Raw genomic sequence first — 15750 nt, 5'->3', positions numbered from 1 at the left:
CGGCCGACGTCAACAAAACTGCGGCCAACCGCAATCCGACCGCCACGCGGGCGGCGCTACAAGCCGCAAACGGCGACGCGAGCCGGCGTTGCCCCGTGCCCCAAGGAGCCGTCATGAAAATCGACCTGCACGTGCACTCCAAATTCTCCACCCGCCCGTCCCAGTGGGTGCTGCAAAAGCTCAACTGTCCCGAGAGCTTCACCGAACCGATGCGTATCTACGAGGAAGCCCGGCGCAAGGGCATGGGGCTTGTAACCATCTCCGATCACAACCGCATCGAAGGGGTGCTATCCATCGCCCATCTGCCCGGAACCTTCGTCAGCGAGGAAGTGACGTCCTATTTCCCCGACGACCGCTGCAAGGTCCATGTGCTGGTCTTTGACATCACCGAGGCCATGCACCGGGAGATGCAGCGCCTGCGCGAAAACATCCACGAGCTGGTCGATTACCTGCGCCAGGAAGGCATCCACCACGCCGTGGCCCACCCGCTTTTCGGGGTCAACGACCGCATGACCGTGGCCAATTTTGAAAAGCTCCTGCTGCTGTTCCGCAATTTCGAGATCAACGGCGCGCGCGACGCCTGGCAAAACGACTGCCTGCGCGACATCATCCCTAACCTCGACGCCGACACCATCTGGCGGCTGGCCGACAAGCACGGCATCGACCCCGGCTATGCCCAGCCATGGCGCAAGAACCTGATCGGCGGTTCCGACGACCACAGTGCGCTCACCATCGCCTCCACCTACACCGAGGTGGAGGGCGCCGAAAACCTGGCCGAATTCCTCGACGGCCTGGAAAACGGGGCCTCTGTCGCCCGGGGAGCGTCGAGCACGCCGCGCACCATGGCCCGCAACCTCTACAGCATCGCCTACCAGTATTATAAACACCGCTTCGGTATCGATCGGTTCCTGGACAAGGACGTGACCCTCAAGGTCGTGGACCGGTTCCTGGAACCTGGCGAACAGGAGGCCGTGGGGTTGGCCTTTCGCCTCAAAAGCCGGCTGGCCCGGGGACTGACCCGCCGCCGCAAGAGCGCCAGCACCCCGCTTCGGGAACTGATCCGCTCCGAGACGGAATCGCTTATCCACTCCGACCCGGCGCTCATGGAATTCGCCAGGGCCGGCGTCCTTGGCAACGACAGCCTGGAAAACGGCTGGTTCTCCTTCGTCAACCGGGCCACCAACCGGGTGGCCGCCCATTTCGCCGGCTCGCTGCTCGATCACGTCAGCGGAGCCAACGTCTTCGACATCTTCGGGGCCCTGGGCTCGGCCGGGGCGCTCTACACCATGCTCGCCCCATACTTCCTGGCCTACTCCATCTTCACCAAGGACCGCCAGTTCAGCAGCCAGGCCAGGCTGGCGCTCACCGGACAAAACGGCAAGGACGCCGCCGTGCGCGTGGCCCACTTCACCGACACCTTCCACGAAATAAACGGCGTGTCCGGCACCCTGCGCCAGCAGGCCGAGCTGGCCATCAAAACCGGAAAATCCTTAAGCATCTACACCTGCGACCACGGCCCGCGCGTTTTCGAGCCGGGCGTGCAGCAGTTCACGCCCATCGGCGTCTACAGCCTGGCCGAGTACCCCGACCAGAAGCTCTACTACCCGCCCCTGCTGGAGATGCTCCACTCCGTCTACGCCGGCAACTTCACCCGCATCCACTCGGCCACCCCCGGCCCCATCGGCCTGGCCGCCCTGTGCATCGCCAAGACGCTGCGCCTGCCCATCTACGGCACCTACCACACGGCCCTGCCCCAATACGCCCAGATTCTCACCGGCGACGAGGCCATGGAAGACCTCACCTGGAAGTGCATCATCTGGTATTACAATCAGATGGACCTGGTGTACGTGCCCTCCAGGGAAACCGGCCGGGAGCTGGCCGAAAAGGGGCTGGACCCGGCCAAGCTGCGGCTTTTCCCGCGCGGCGTGGACGTGGTCCGCTTCGATCCGGCCAAGCGCGACGAGGATCTCGCGGCGCGTTTTGGCCTGGGCCACGGCCCGCGCCTGCTCTACGCCGGCCGGGTGTCCCGGGAAAAGGACCTGCATCTGCTGGCCGCGGCCTTCCGCCGCCTCGTGGGCCAGCACCCCGAGGCCACGCTGTGTATCGTGGGCGACGGCCCCTATCTCGACGAACTGCGCGCGCAGCTTGCCAGCACGCCCACGGTCTTCACCGGCTACCGTGAGGGCGAGGAGCTAGCCGGGCTTTTCGCCGCCTGCGACCTGTTCGTCTTTCCCAGCGCCACCGACACTTTCGGCAACGTGGTCCTGGAAGCCCAGGCCTCGGGCCTGCCGATCATCGTCACCAACCAGGGCGGCCCCATGGAAAACATCGTGCCCGGCGAAACCGGCGTGGTGGTTCCGGCCGGCGACGCCGAGGCGCTCTATGCGGCCATGGCCGGCTTGATCGCCGATCCCGAACTCATGCGGGCCATGGGCCGGGCCGGCCGGGACTACGCCGAAAAGCGCACCATCGACCAGGCATTTGAGGACTATTGGAAAATGTACGAGGACGCGCCGGGCGCGCCGACGCCCAGCGTCCCCCTGGAGCCGGCCCTGGCCAAGGCCATGCAACGCCTGGTGCACGCCGCCTGACGACGCTTGAGCCCCGCGCCGCCAAGAGGCCCCGACCGGAAGTGCTCCGGTCGGGGCCTTTTGTCAGCCAGGACATGCCCCCTGGCAAACGGAGGCAGACAACGCGGTTTCCCGCCTTCCGTGGTCGCTGCAGGCCTCCCGAAACTCCCGCCCAAGCCTCTCCGACAGGACAGGAACGCCGCGTTGTCGAGAGAAATTAGCCATTGTATTAAACCCATCGTATGCGGTATTGTTGTCACGCTTTTGTGGTTCAGAAACGAAGCGAGTCGCCATGTCCCAGGATCAGCCCTCCGTATGTGACGCCCCGGAAACACAGGACGCTTGCGGCCAACCGCGCCATGGGGGCGCTTTGTCCGTGGATTCGACCCGGCTTCGTTTCGAGGATCTATTCCACATTGAGGAAATCCAGCGCATCCAGGACGCTTTTGCCGCTGCTTCGGGCGTGGCCTCGCTGATAACCGATCCCCAAGGCCGACCGCTGACCCGGCCGAGCAATTTCACCACCCTGTGCGCCAAAGTTATTCGTGGCACGCCCAAGGGCCTTGCCAACTGCATCCGGTCCGACGTCTGCCTGGGCCAGGGGACGCCTGGCGGCCCCATGGTGCGACGCTGCCTGAGCGGCGGCCTCCTCGACGGCGGCACGGCCATCCATGTTGGCGAACGCCACATCGCCAACTGGCTGGTAGGCCAGGTCCTGGACGAAGAGGCCGACCTCGAAGCCATGGCCGCCTATGCCCGCGAAATTGGGGCCGATGAGGCGGCCTTCCGGGCCGCCCTGGCCGAGGTGCCGCGTATGCCCCTGGCCCGGTTTGAAAAAATCTGCCAGGCCCTGCACCACTTCGCCAACCACCTCTCGACCCTGGCCGTGGCCAATTTCGAGCAGGCCTGGCGCATTGACGAACTGCGCCAAGCTCAGGCCAGCATCAAGGCCCGGGATCGCAGCTTCTCGGAAATCATCGAGTTTCTGCCAGACCCCGCCTTTGCCGTGGACCGGGACGGCCGGGTCACCTTCTGGAACAAGGCCTTGGAGCGCTTGACCGGCATCGCCGCCGCCGACATGCTCGGCAAGGGTGATTTTGCCTACGGCGCGGCATTTTACGGCCAGCCCACCCCGCTGCTTCTGGACTATGCCCGGGGGGCCGTTTCAATGCCCGACCCGCGCTATCAGGTCGCCGACATGGCTCCTGGCGAAATCATCGCCGAGGTCACCCTGACCGCCATGCCCGGTGGCCTGCGCCATGTCTGGGCCAAGGCCGTAGCCCTCTACGACGAGTCCGGCCAAGTCAACGGGGCCATCGAAGCCATCCGCGACGTCACCGACCGGGAGCGGCGCGAAGCGGCGTTGCGCCAGAGCGAGGCCATGTTCCGGGGCATCGTGGAAACCGCCCACGAGGGGGTGTGGGTCTACGACGTGAACTACGACACCACCTTCGTCAACAAACGCATGGCCGACATGCTGGGGTATGCGTCCCACGAGCTGTTGGGCCGCAATCTGACCGAGTTCCTGCCGCCGGAAAGCCAGCAGCGGGCCGCCCGGCAACAGCAACGTCGCCGGGACGGCTTCAGCGACGTGTTCGAGCAGTGCATCGAGCGCCGCGACGGCACGATGCTCTGGGTGCTCATCTCCGCCAGCCCCTTGCAGGACGAACACGGAAACTTCGCCGGATCCCTCGGGATGTTCTCGGATTTGAGCGCGGTCAAGGCCGTTGAGGCGGAACTGCGAGCCCATCGACAGCGCCTGGAAGAGGAGGTGGAAGAACGCACCCGGGAACTGCGCGAACAGGCCATGGAATTGGCCGAGGCCAACATCCGCTTGAGTGAACTCGACCGACTCAAATCGGCCTTTCTCTCCACCGTCTCCCATGAACTGCGCACGCCGCTGACTTCGATCCTGGGCTTTGCCAAGCTCATCGGTCGGGAATTTGGCGAGCATTTCAGCCCGTTGGCCGGAGACAACCCCGCGTTGGCCGCCCGGGGCAAGCGCATCGCCCACAATCTCGGCGTGGTCTACGGCGAGGCCGAACGCCTCACGCGCCTGATTAACGACGTCCTTGACCTCAACCGCATCGAATCCGGCAATATGCAGTGGCGCGATCAGTGCATCGATCCTGTGGCGGTGCTGCACCAGGCCGTGCAGTCCATTGAAGGGCTGCTGGCCCAGCGCCCGGAAATCCGCTTCCGTTTCCTCGCCCACACCTCGGCCCCGCCGCTCCTCATGGACCCTGACCAACTCGTGCAGGTCATCGCCAACCTGTTGCAAAACGCCGTCAAATTCACCGAACGGGGCGAGGTCGTCCTGGAGGTGCGGGCCGAAGCCGAGGCTGTACTCATGACTGTGCGCGACCAGGGCGTGGGCATTCCGGCCGATCAGCTCGAATCCATTTTCGACCGGTTCCATCAGGTGGGGCGCGGTGACACCATCGTCAGCCCGACCATCAAAGGCACAGGCCTGGGTCTGGCCATCTGCCGCCAGATCGTGCGCCATTACGGCGGCCGCATCTGGGCCGAGTCGCGCCTCGGCGAAGGCAGCGCCTTTCATGTGCGCCTGCCCATGGCCGCGCAGTGTCTGGAAACGGTCTGCGACCCGGCGTTATAACGCCGAGAAGCGGGCACGGACCGACGCCCCACGGGTCCGGGCAGCCACTGGGCAGGTTGCGGAAAAGGTCGGGGCGCCGGCCGAAGACACACGAGTTGCACGTTGTCGGGCGCCACGACGTTCAAGCGGCGCAAGAGGTCCGGGCTCGCGGCGAAAACACGCAGCCAAGTCTCATCACCACCCGCCGCCACGACACGGCGGTCTTTGCGTCGCCAAACCGGCCACTCCTGGGCGGCGCAATCCAACCGGCCAGGGAGACGTTACCGCGTCTTTTGCCAGGCCAGCATGACGGAGGTGCCAAACAGGCGTTGGGGCAGCGGCTCCAGCCGACCGAGGTAGCCAAGGGCCGTGTTGAGCCTATCGCTTTTGGCGTCAAACCCCGTGGCGACAATGTCGCTTTCCGTTTTTTTGAGCCGCAGCAGAAACTTGCGCACGACCAGCAGCGGATAATACGGCGCGCCCCAATAGGTTGACCTGACCAGCCGCAGGCCGGCCCTGCGGCCAAGATCCTCGGCCTGGGCCAGGGTATAGCGCCGCAAATGGCCGGCCATGGTGTCGTAGGCGGAAAAGAGATGCTGGTAAGCCGGCAGGTTGACGTAGAGCAGGCCGCCGGGCCGCAGATGATGCAAGGCGGACTCTAAAAAGCCCAGTTCATCCGCAACATGCTCCAGCACGTCAAACAGGAAGATCGTTTTGTACTTCCCCGCCAGCTCGGGCAAACGGTCGTGGATATTGTAGACGTATAGGCCGCTTGACGTGCTCAGGTTGTGGGCCAAGGCGTTTTCGTCGAGATCAAAGCCGTCCACGGCCAGACCGTATTCCCGTTCCAACTGGCTTTGCAAAAGCCCACGGCCGCAGCCGATGTCGGCCGCCGGTCCCATGTCCCGGGCCGTTTGGCCGGCCAGGGCGCGAAAGACCTCCAGGCGACGACGTACCCAGAAATGCTCCAGGCTGGCGATGTCATGCCAATAATCGGTCATATTGACGGGCAACGCCTCGGACAGATGGACAATGTTTCGCATTGCGGCCGCTTACTCCCTTCGCTTGATTCTGACCGGCGCTTCCGGCCTGGCGACATCGCCCACCGTCGTATCGACAACGGCAAAGGGACGACCCTTTACCTCCTGTAGCAGCACTCGGATGTATTCGCCGATGACGCCCAGGAAAACGAAAATAATACTCATAAAAAACAAGAAGATAACCAGAATTGTCGTCGCCACGGGACTGACGCCGACCCAGTAGCCGAACAGGGAAAACTGGGGAAAAAATCGGTTGAGCACCACGAAGAACATGAGCAGGCAGGCAAACAGGCCCACGGCAAAACCAAAAACGCCAATGAAGCGCAGGGGAAAATCGGTGAAGCCGACGAAGCCGAGTAGCGCCAGATCAATGAGTTTGCGGAGGTTGTATTTACTTTTTCCCGAGCGACGATTGGGCCGGTCGTAGGGCAACCCCAGCTGTCTAAAGCCGACCCAGGAACGCAGCCCACGAAACATCCGGGAGTTTTCCGGCAAGGCGAGAACCGCATCAAGGGCCTTGCGTGAGACAACGCAGAAGTCGCCGGCGTCGCGGGGCCAGTCGTGGGTGGCTACCTTGTGCATGATCAAGTAAAAAAACGAGTAAAAAAACTTGAGCAGCCAGGGGGATTCGCGTCTGGCCCGCACGCCGTAGCAGACATCCACCCCGGATTTGCATTTGGCGTACATGTTCAACAAGACCTGAACAGGGTCTTGCAGATCGCAATCCATCACGCCGATGAAACGTCCCTTGGCATGACTAAGGCCTGTATCGACCGCTGCCTGGTGACCAAAATTACGGCTGAGAAACACGCCTTTTATGCGCGGATCGTGCAAATGCAAACCGACAATGAGCTGGCGTGAACGATCCAGGCTGCCGTCGTCTACAAAAACGATCTCCCAGTCGGCTCCTAAGGCCGCATCAAGAGCCGGAATAACTTCCGCTTGAAAATGCGGCAATACATCTTCTTCGTTATAGCAGGGCACGACAAGGGAAAACTCGACCGTATCCATTCGTCGCTCCCGATGACAGCATTTCTATCTACCCCGTCCGCAGTTCGCCGCGACGCAAGCTGCATGACAAAATATCTTAAATTCTTTTCATAACGAAAAATTCGGAACAACGCAACACGGTCAATCCAGCATATCTTGCCCTCGTGGCCAGCCCACCGACACCCGCCATGCTCTCTGACGGACCTGCGCCGCTACGCTCGCCTCCTTGTTCAGTCCTCGGGGCAGCATGTGAAGCAGCTCGCGCAGCGCAGCCAACATCCCTTGCCGCCTCAATAAAACGGCCCATCCTTCCCCTAAGGAAAGATGGGCCGCCGTGGTTTGCGTTCGGGAGGTCATTCGCACTGGGAAGCTTTTGCGTCTTGCTCCTCGCCATCACGTCCCGCGTCTGCCGGGAGACGCGTCGGCCGGCCGCCGTGAGCCATTAAAAAGGCTGGCGCAACCAGACAAACCATGATCGTCCGCCAGTGAAAAGCGCCTCACCGCTTCTTTGATCAAGAACGCGGACCTAGAACTCCAGATGCCGCCAGGTGCGCGGGAAAGCCATGACGTCGCGGATGTTGGTGACGCCGGTGACAAGCATGACCAACCGTTCGAACCCGAGACCGAAGCCGGCGTGGGGCACCGTGCCGAAGCGCCGGGTGTCGAGGTACCACCAATAGGCCTCAAGGGGTAGGCCCAATTCCGCGATGCGGGCTTCCAGCCGGTCCAGACGTTCCTCGCGGGCGCTGCCGCCAACCAGTTCGCCGATGCCCGGCACGAGCACGTCCATGGCCCCGACGGTCTTGCCGTCGTCGTTTTGGCGCATGTAAAAAGCTTTGATGTCCTTGGGATAGTCATACACGATGACCGGGCGCTTGAAGTGCTCCTCGGCCAGATAGCGCTCGTGTTCGCTTTGCAGGTCGGCCCCGAAGGCCACCGGATATTGGAAAGCCTTTTTGCACGACGTGAGAATGTCCACGGCCTCGACGTACGGCAGGCGCACAAAGGGCTCAGCCAGCAGATTCTCCAGGGTGGCGGGCAGGGTCGGGTCCACGAACTTGGCGAAAAGCCCGAAGTCCTCGGCGCATTCGGCCAGCACCAGCCGCACCAGATGAGTGACCAGGGATTCGGCCAGGTTCATGTTGTCTTCAAGATCGGCGAAGGCCATCTCCGGTTCGAGCATCCAAAACTCGGCGGCATGGCGCGAGGTGTCGGAATGCTCGGCCCGAAAGGTCGGCCCAAAGGTGTAGACCCGGCCCAGGGCGCAGGCCAGGGGTTCGGCCGAGAGCTGCCCCGAGACGGTGAGCATGGCTTCCTTGCCGAAAAAATCCTGGCTCAGGCGCTCGGCCACCGGCAGCGCGGCGGCCTCGGGCCCCAGGGTGGTCACCCGAAACATCTCGCCGGCGCCTTCGCAGTCCGAGCCGGTGATGACCGGGGTGTGGACCAGGGCGAAGCCTTCCTTGGCGAAATAGTCGTGGATACCGTGGGCCAGGGCCGCACGGATGCGCAGCATCGCGCCGTACTTGTTGGTGCGCGGGCGCAGATGGGCGATGGTGCGCAAAAATTCGTCGGAATGGCGTTTTTTCTGGAGCGGATAGGTTTCCGGGTCAGCGGCTCCTAGAAGCGAGACCGAAGCAGCCCGGACCTCGTAGCGCTGGCCCTTGCCCGGTGAGGCCACCAGTTCGCCCGTGACGGCCACCGACGCGCCGACGCCAAGCGCTTTGACCAGATCCGCGCCCTCGGCCGTGTCGTCGATGATGACCTGCAGATTACCCAGGCAGGAGCCGTCGTTTAATTCGAGAAAGGAAAAGCCCTTGGCGTCGCGGCGGGTGCGCACCCAACCCATGACGCGGATTTCGGGGCAGGGGGACGGGCTTTCCAGGGCGGCCTTGACGGTGGTGCGGCGTATGCTCATGCGTCATTCCAGGTGAAGGTGAAAGGACATTTTTCCGCGCCCGAGGCGATGGTGGCCGGGCGATCCAGGGTCAGACAGGGGCTGTAGCCGGCGGCAAAGGCGGCGTCGCGCAGACACGACACGCGTACGGCCAATTCCTCGGGCAGGCCCATTTCCCGGTAGCTTTCGGCGTAGCGGCAGCGTGCGACGTCGAAGGACACGCGGCCGGGGTCGCGCTGTTCGTTGACAATCTCAAGCGCCCCGCCGCGTTGCCAAATGGCCGAAACCGTGGCGAAATGCGCAAGGTTCGGCCCGCCCGGGGCCTGGGCGGCGAAGGCTTGGCCGGCGGCCCTGGCGGCCCGAGCCACCGTGTCCTCGATGACAGCCAGGGCGGCGGCGCGGCCCATACGTTCGACCAGGACGGCGTAGACGTCGGCCAGCATGGCCGCCTCAATGCGGCGGCGTTCAAGCAAGGTGACTTCGGACGGGATCGTTGCGCTCATGGGGTTGCTCCAGCGCCCGGAAGAAATCCGGCGGGCGCGAACCCTTCTTTTGCCACAACGCCCGGCCCGACCACAACCGTCGTGACGCCGCTGCCACGCGGGAGCAATCCCGGGCAAGGATTGAAACCAGGGCTAAAAGGTGGTACAGATCCTGGCTCACGTGGAAGCGTTTCGTCACCGGTGTGGCGCCCGGACTTCAAATCCGGTGTGCGGTCGCGAGGTCGCAGGTAGGTTCGACTCCTATACGCTTCCGCCATTGCAGGTTATTTCCAACCCCCTGAGTGGTTTTCAGTCCACGTTGTCCCTGCCTTATGGTTTTCTGGCCAACGCCTGCCCCGGTATCCTGGCGGCAGGTCCGTACCTATGACGAGAGCCGAGAGTTTTAGGAGCCCCATGACCAAACCGCCTGCCGATGTGGCCCGACGGGCCAAGGTCTTCAAAGCCCTGGGACATCCCAGCCGCCTGCTCATGGTCGAAGCTCTGGGCCGGGGCGCGCTTTGCGTGTGCGAGTTGCGCGATCTTGTCGGCTCGGACGTCTCCACGGTCTCCAAGCATTTAAGCATCCTCAAAGAAGCCGGCATCGTGGCCGACGAACGCCGGGGAACCAGCGTTTATTATTCCCTACGACTGGGCTGCGTCACGGGTTTCCTGTCCTGCGTTGAACATTTCTTTGCGCAACAAATCGAAGAACAAATCATTTATCTCAAAGACTTGCGTCAGCACTCCGGTCGCTGAGGAGGCCTGTGGGACTTTTTTATCTTGCCTTGGTAACACGTATTTTCTAAAATCCGTGTCATAGAAGATAGGATACCGGCCCGGACCGGATCGGCCCGGCGGGCTTGCCTCCACACCGTGCAACAAGGCGGCACCACCATGAACGACGGCGCGCAGGCACAAGAGGTTCTGGAAACGGCCCCCGGCCAGGCGGCCGGCGAAAAAACCCGCAACCGCTACGATCACATGGAATGGGCCGGCGCGTTTGGCGACATTGGCACACTCATTCCCTTTGTCGTGGCCTATATCACCATCCTCGGGATCGATCCCCTGGGCCTGCTCTTCATGTTCGGCGCCTGGAAGATCGCGGCCGGGCTGTTCTACAAGACCCCCATTCCCATCCAGCCCATGAAGGCCATCGGCGCGGCCGCCGTGGCCGGCGGCATCAGCCCGGCGGCGCTTTTCGGTTCCGGCCTGACCACCGGACTGTTCTGGCTCATCATTGGCCTCACCGGCACCATCGACTACGTGGCCAAGCTCGCCACCAAGCCCGTGGTGCGCGGCATCATGCTCGGCCTTGGCATGTCGTTTGTGGTGGAGGGCATCCACCGTATGGTGGCCGAGCCGGTGCTGGCCGGCATCGGGCTGACCGTCACCATTATCTTGCTCTCCAATCCGAAAATTCCGGCCATGTTCGTGTTGCTGCTTATCGGCGTCGTGGCCGCGCTTATCGGCAATCCGGCCCTGTGGTCGGAGCTGACCCAGGTGAGCATCGGCTTTCGGCTGCCGGAATTCGGCCTGCACCAGATGACCTGGAGCGACATCGTCACCGGCACGCTGCTGTTCACCCTGCCGCAGATACCGCTAACGTTGGGCAACGCCGTGGTGGCCATCGCCGCCGAGAACAACGAGCTGTTCCCGGACCGGCCCGTCACCGAGCGCACCATGTGCATAAGCCAGGGCGTCATGAACATCATTTCGCCGCTGTTTGGCGGCGTGCCCATGTGCCACGGCGCGGGCGGCATGGCCGGTCACGTGCGTTTCGGCGCGCGCACGGGCGGGTCGCTGGTCATCCTCGGGTCCATCGTCATCGTCATCGCACTTTTTTTCAGCCAGTCCGTGGCCGTCATCTTCAAGATGTTCCCGCCATCCATCCTCGGCGTCATCCTCTTTTTGGCCGGGGCCGAACTGGCCGTCACCGTGCGCGACATCGGCAACAAGCGCGACGAATTCTACACCATGATCGTGGTGGCGGGATTTGCCATGTGGCACATGGGCGTGGCCTTCGTGGTCGGCGTCATTCTCGACAACGCCCTGCGCCGCAAGTGGATAAAGCTCTAGGCCGGCGGTGATGCCGGGCCGGGGAACGCTCCCCGGCCCGGTCTAGACGCGCGGGCTCCCTGCCGTCCGATTGCTCTTTTCCCTCCTCGCCGTGGTGCCGCGGAATTCGGGCAAGGATCCCGCTAGCGCACTGGAAAGCCAAGAAAATCATCTATTGTGGCGAGTCGCAGGCCAAGCCCGCCGACGTTGCGGCGACGCCTCGTCCGCTTCCCACCGCCCGTCGTCGTCTCGTTTCCCCTCTCCCATTTTCCTACAACAGAGCCGCAAAATCCCACTTGCCGGCCGTTGGCAATGTTGCTATTTTGCCTTTTGACCAAATAGCAAATCATGGCCGCCTCCGGCCGGGAGTTTCAACCATGCAACACGATGAAAAAGCTGTACAAGTTGCCTGCGCCTGCGCCGGGACCGATCCGGAACAAGTGGCGGCCACGGGCCGGGTGTGGCCCTCGCCGCGCCGCCTGGTCCTGGGGGGCGTCGGCCTGGCCGCCTGGTTTTATCTTTACGGCAAGCTGCTCGGCATCTCGAAATTCCTCACCTACGACGTCATGGGCCTTACACGCGGGTCGCACCTCGGCGATTCCATCGAGTTTTTCCTCTACGATTCGCCTAAGGTGCTCATGCTCCTGACCCTGGTCGTCTTTGGCGTCGGCATCATCCGCTCGTTTTTCACGCCCGAGCGCACCCGCCGCATCCTGGCCGGCAAACGCGAATCCGCCGGAAACGTCATGGCCGCGCTGCTTGGCATCGTCACGCCCTTTTGCTCCTGCTCGGCCGTGCCGCTGTTTATTGGCTTCGTCTCGGCCGGCGTGCCCCTTGGCGTGACGTTTTCCTTCCTCGTGTCCGCGCCCATGGTCAACGAGATCGCGGTGGTGCTGCTCTACGGCCTGCTTGGCTGGAAGGTGGCGGCGCTCTATATGGCCATGGGGCTGGCCGTGGCCGTGGTCTCGGGCTGGGTGCTTGGCCGGCTCAATCTGGAGCGCTACGTGGAGGACTGGGTGCTGGCCATCCGGGCCGGTGGCGGCGATGCGTCCACCACCGACCTTACCCCTGACGGGCGCATCGATTACGCCATCCAGGCCGTGCGCGACATCCTGGGGCGCACCTGGAAATGGGTGCTTCTGGGCATCGGCGTCGGGGCCGGCATCCACGGCTACGTGCCCGAGGGCTTCATGGCCGGCATCATGGGCGAAACCAACTGGTGGTCGGTGCCGGTCTCGGTGTTGATCGGCATTCCCATGTATTCCAACGCCGCCGGCATCGTGCCGGTGGTGGAGGCGCTGCTGTCCAAGGGCGCGGCCCTGGGCACGGTGTTGGCCTTCATGATGGCCGTCATCGCCTTGTCGCTGCCGGAGATGGTGATTTTGCGCAAGGTCCTCAAACCGCCTTTGTTGCTGGCGTTTGCCGGCATTGTCGGCTGTGGCATCCTCATTGTAGGCTATGTCTTCAACCTGATCCTGTAGGAGACTTGTATGCGTTTCCTGGCCCAACTGTTCCCGGAGTTTGCGGCGAAACTCGACGAGATGGACGCGCTGTATGCCGAGAAGCGGCTCATCGACGAGAAGACCTACCAGTTCATCTGCTTCGCGGTGTCGGTCAAGGCCCGGTCCAAGCCCTGCGTGCTCAAGCACTTCAAGGGGGCGCTGGACGCCGGAGCCAGCCTGCAGGAGCTGGCCTACATCCTGGCCCTGGTCATGCGCGAGGCGGCCGGCGCCGACGACTGCTGGACCCATGACGTGCTGGGCGACGTAGCCGACATCGTGGCCGGAAAAATCGACTGCGGCTGCCAGAAATAGCCGCCGACAAGGAGCCAATCCATGTTGATTCAGGTGCTCGGCACAGGGTGTTCCAAGTGCAATGAGCTGGAAAAGCTGGTCAAGGACGTGGTGGCGGCCAAGGGCTGCGACGCGACCGTGGAAAAAGTGACCGATCTGCAGCAGATCGCCATGCTGGGCGTCTTCGTGACGCCGGGCCTGGTCATCGACGGCGCGGTCAAGGCGGCGGGGAAGATGCCCACGCGCCAGGAAATCGAAGGGTGGATTGGGTAGGACAAGAGAGCAGAGAAGAGGGAAGAGGCCTCCGGCGGCTGGGGGCCTGAGGCCCCCAGACCCCCCGAATGGTTAAAAGGGGGCTGGGAGCGGGAATAAGGGCCGCGTGGTTGTTCGGCATAAGCCGAGACCGCGCGGCCCTTGTCCGTGGGGAAATGCGGGCTGCGCCGCTATTCCACCCCGAGCAGCGCCTGGGCGAAATCCTGGCCGTCAAAGGGCCGCAGATCTTCCATTTTCTCGCCAAGGCCCACGTAGGTGATGGGCACCGAGAACGACAGCGCAATGCCGACCACCACGCCGCCCTTGGCTGTGCCGTCGAGCTTGGTCAGGATGATCTCGTCCACCCCGGCCGCCTCGCCGAAAAGCTTTACCTGCGACAGCGCGTTCTGGCCGGTGGTGGCGTCCAGCACCAGCACCGAGCGGTGGGGCGCGCCCGGATGCTTTTTGCCCACAACCCGGTGGATCTTGCGCAGCTCTTCCATGAGGTTGGTCTTGGTGTGCAGCCGGCCGGCCGTGTCCAGGTAGACCACGTCGTAGCCCTCGGCCAGGGCCTTGTCCATGGCCTCGAAGGCCACAGCCGCCGGGTCGGCGTTGGCGCCCTTGCTGTAAAAGTCCGCGCCCACGCGCTTGGCCCAGATGTGCAGCTGCTCGATGGCCGCCGCCCGGAAGGTGTCGCCGGCGGCGATGAGCACCTTCTTGCCGCGCATCATGTCGCGGTGGGCCAGCTTGGCGATGGTAGTGGTCTTGCCCACGCCGTTGACGCCGATCATCATGACCACTTCAGGCGGATTGATGGCCTTGATGGTCTTGGGGGTGCGGAAAATCTCGGCCAGCTCCTCGCGCAGGATATCCTTGAACACGGCCGGATCTGTGGTGCCGCGCTTTCTGACCTTGTCGCGCAGGGCGTCCAGCAGCTTGGCCGCCGGCTCGAAGCCCACGTCGGCCATGATGAGGATTTCCTCGAGTTCTTCCCAAAAGGCTTCGTCAATGACGGCATGGCGGCCGAGCAGGCCGTCGATACGCTTGACGATCTGTTCCTTGGTCTTGGCCAGCCCTTCGGAGAGCTTGAGGAAAAGCCGGTTGCGCTCGTCTTCCTCGTCTTCGAGGTCCAGGGCCAGGGCCAGGCGGTACTGGAGTTCGGAGCGGAACAGCTCCACCTCGTCGTACTCCATGACCGCCACCCAGTCGGCGAACTTGGCGACAAAGGCGTCGGCCTCGGCGCTCGGCGCTTCCAGACTTTCGAACAGGAAGCGCAGACGTTCCCACAGGACCGGCCCGGCCACGTCCACGTCGGCCAGCAGCACGTCGAGCCAGACGGACAGCTTGGGTTCGGCCTGGCGCAGGGCCAGGACCAGGGCGTTGCGCCACGGCGCGTCCTCGGCTGCGGCGGGGGCGGCCGGAGCCGGGGCGACGGAAGTCGGTTCGGGCGCGGCGACAGGCTGGGGCTTGAGCGTGGAGACAACGGGTTCGGCCACGGCGGCGATGGCCTGCGCCTCGGGGGCGGGAGCCGGCTTCGATTCAGGCTCGGGAGCCGGTTCGGACGTGGGTTCCGGCTGCGGCGTCGAGGCCGTCCCGGCCAGCGGTTCGGCCTCGGATGCAGGAACGTCAGGCTGGATGGCCGGCGTTGCTTCGGCCTGGGGGGCCGGCCGGTCTTCAGACGAAGGCTCTGCATCGACTACATCGTGATGCGGCATCGGGGCCGCTGTCTGGGGCGCGGCAACGGGTTCCCGGCCGGAGGCCGGTTCGTGCTGGGACGTGCTGTCGGCCGGTTCCGGCGCGGCGAGTGGTGCAAGATCGGTCGCGGGTTGAGCGGCAACCTGGGCTGACGGCTCGGCAGCCGGAGACGATGCTGCCGCATCGGCGGCGACAGGCGCGACTTCGTCAACCGGAGCAGAAGCCTCGGCCGGAGCTTCGGCGGCGGGTTGAACCGTGGCTTCCGGGGCGTTGTCCGCCGTCCAGAATTTCTTGAGCTTGGAAAAAAAACCCATGGGGCGTGGTCCTTCTGTGCGAAAGGGGGTTGGCAAACCGGGCGCGCCGGACGGCGCGGCCAAAAAGTA

12 protein-coding genes and 1 tRNA gene are annotated in these 15750 nt (G+C 63.8%); 8 read left to right on the top strand and 5 right to left on the bottom strand.

The window, feature by feature from the left end; all coding sequences use genetic code 11:
• The first annotated feature begins 113 nt into the window (after positions 1 to 113).
• Complete coding sequence (locus DMR_RS09550; RefSeq protein ID WP_043600409.1) at positions 114 to 2591, top strand: glycosyltransferase; 2478 nt, start codon at positions 114 to 116, stop codon at positions 2589 to 2591.
• Between the two features lie 355 nt (positions 2592 to 2946).
• Entirely contained in the window at positions 2947 to 5187 is a 2241-nt protein-coding gene (locus DMR_RS09545) for a PocR ligand-binding domain-containing protein (protein ID WP_232502902.1), read from the top strand.
• A 260-nt stretch (positions 5188 to 5447) separates the two neighbouring features.
• On the opposite strand, the gene DMR_RS09540 is transcribed toward DMR_RS09545, so the two are convergent.
• From DMR_RS09540 to DMR_RS09525, 4 genes are all read right to left on the bottom strand, one after another.
• Positions 5448 to 6209, bottom strand: coding sequence for a methyltransferase domain-containing protein (locus DMR_RS09540; RefSeq protein WP_015860701.1), 762 nt, complete (start codon positions 6207 to 6209; stop codon positions 5448 to 5450).
• Between the two features lie 9 nt (positions 6210 to 6218).
• Positions 6219 to 7217, bottom strand: coding sequence for a glycosyltransferase family 2 protein (locus DMR_RS09535; RefSeq protein WP_015860700.1), 999 nt, complete (start codon positions 7215 to 7217; stop codon positions 6219 to 6221).
• A gap of 505 nt (positions 7218 to 7722) precedes the next feature.
• Positions 7723 to 9105, bottom strand: coding sequence for an asparagine--tRNA ligase (asnS, locus tag DMR_RS09530; protein WP_173362493.1), 1383 nt, complete (start codon positions 9103 to 9105; stop codon positions 7723 to 7725).
• A 2-nt stretch (positions 9106 to 9107) separates the two neighbouring features.
• A complete protein-coding gene (locus DMR_RS09525) occupies positions 9108 to 9593 on the bottom strand; it encodes an L-2-amino-thiazoline-4-carboxylic acid hydrolase (protein ID WP_015860698.1) in 486 nt (161 codons plus the stop codon).
• A gap of 162 nt (positions 9594 to 9755) precedes the next feature.
• Here DMR_RS09525 and DMR_RS09520 point away from each other — a divergent pair.
• From DMR_RS09520 to DMR_RS09495, 6 genes are all read left to right on the top strand, one after another.
• Positions 9756 to 9849: transfer RNA gene (locus tag DMR_RS09520), tRNA-Sec, on the top strand.
• Positions 9850 to 9986: 137 nt separating this feature from the next.
• On the top strand, positions 9987 to 10328 hold the full coding sequence (locus DMR_RS09515) for an ArsR/SmtB family transcription factor (RefSeq protein WP_043600406.1): 342 nt from the start codon (positions 9987 to 9989) through the stop codon (positions 10326 to 10328).
• A 138-nt stretch (positions 10329 to 10466) separates the two neighbouring features.
• Positions 10467 to 11648 (top strand): putative sulfate/molybdate transporter, encoded by a 1182-nt coding sequence (locus tag DMR_RS09510; RefSeq protein WP_043600404.1) that lies wholly within the window; start codon positions 10467 to 10469, stop codon positions 11646 to 11648.
• A gap of 356 nt (positions 11649 to 12004) precedes the next feature.
• Entirely contained in the window at positions 12005 to 13108 is a 1104-nt protein-coding gene (locus tag DMR_RS09505; protein ID WP_015860695.1) for a permease, read from the top strand.
• A 9-nt stretch (positions 13109 to 13117) separates the two neighbouring features.
• Entirely contained in the window at positions 13118 to 13441 is a 324-nt protein-coding gene (locus DMR_RS09500) for a carboxymuconolactone decarboxylase family protein (RefSeq protein WP_015860694.1), read from the top strand.
• A 21-nt stretch (positions 13442 to 13462) separates the two neighbouring features.
• Positions 13463 to 13693: a thioredoxin family protein gene (locus DMR_RS09495; RefSeq protein WP_015860693.1), complete on the top strand. Its 231-nt coding sequence runs from the start codon at positions 13463 to 13465 to the stop codon at positions 13691 to 13693.
• Between the two features lie 170 nt (positions 13694 to 13863).
• Here the strand turns inward: DMR_RS09495 and ftsY are convergent, their stop codons facing one another.
• The gene (gene ftsY, locus DMR_RS09490; RefSeq protein ID WP_043600402.1) at positions 13864 to 15681 is read right to left on the bottom strand and encodes a signal recognition particle-docking protein FtsY; all 1818 of its coding nucleotides are present in this window, start codon (positions 15679 to 15681) and stop codon (positions 13864 to 13866) included.
• Between the last annotated feature and the right edge of the window lie 69 nt (positions 15682 to 15750).

It is taken from the genome of Solidesulfovibrio magneticus RS-1 (assembly GCF_000010665.1).
GTDB classification, from domain to species: Bacteria; Desulfobacterota; Desulfovibrionia; order Desulfovibrionales; family Desulfovibrionaceae; genus Solidesulfovibrio; species Solidesulfovibrio magneticus.
This window is presented reverse-complemented; position numbering and strand designations above follow the sequence as displayed.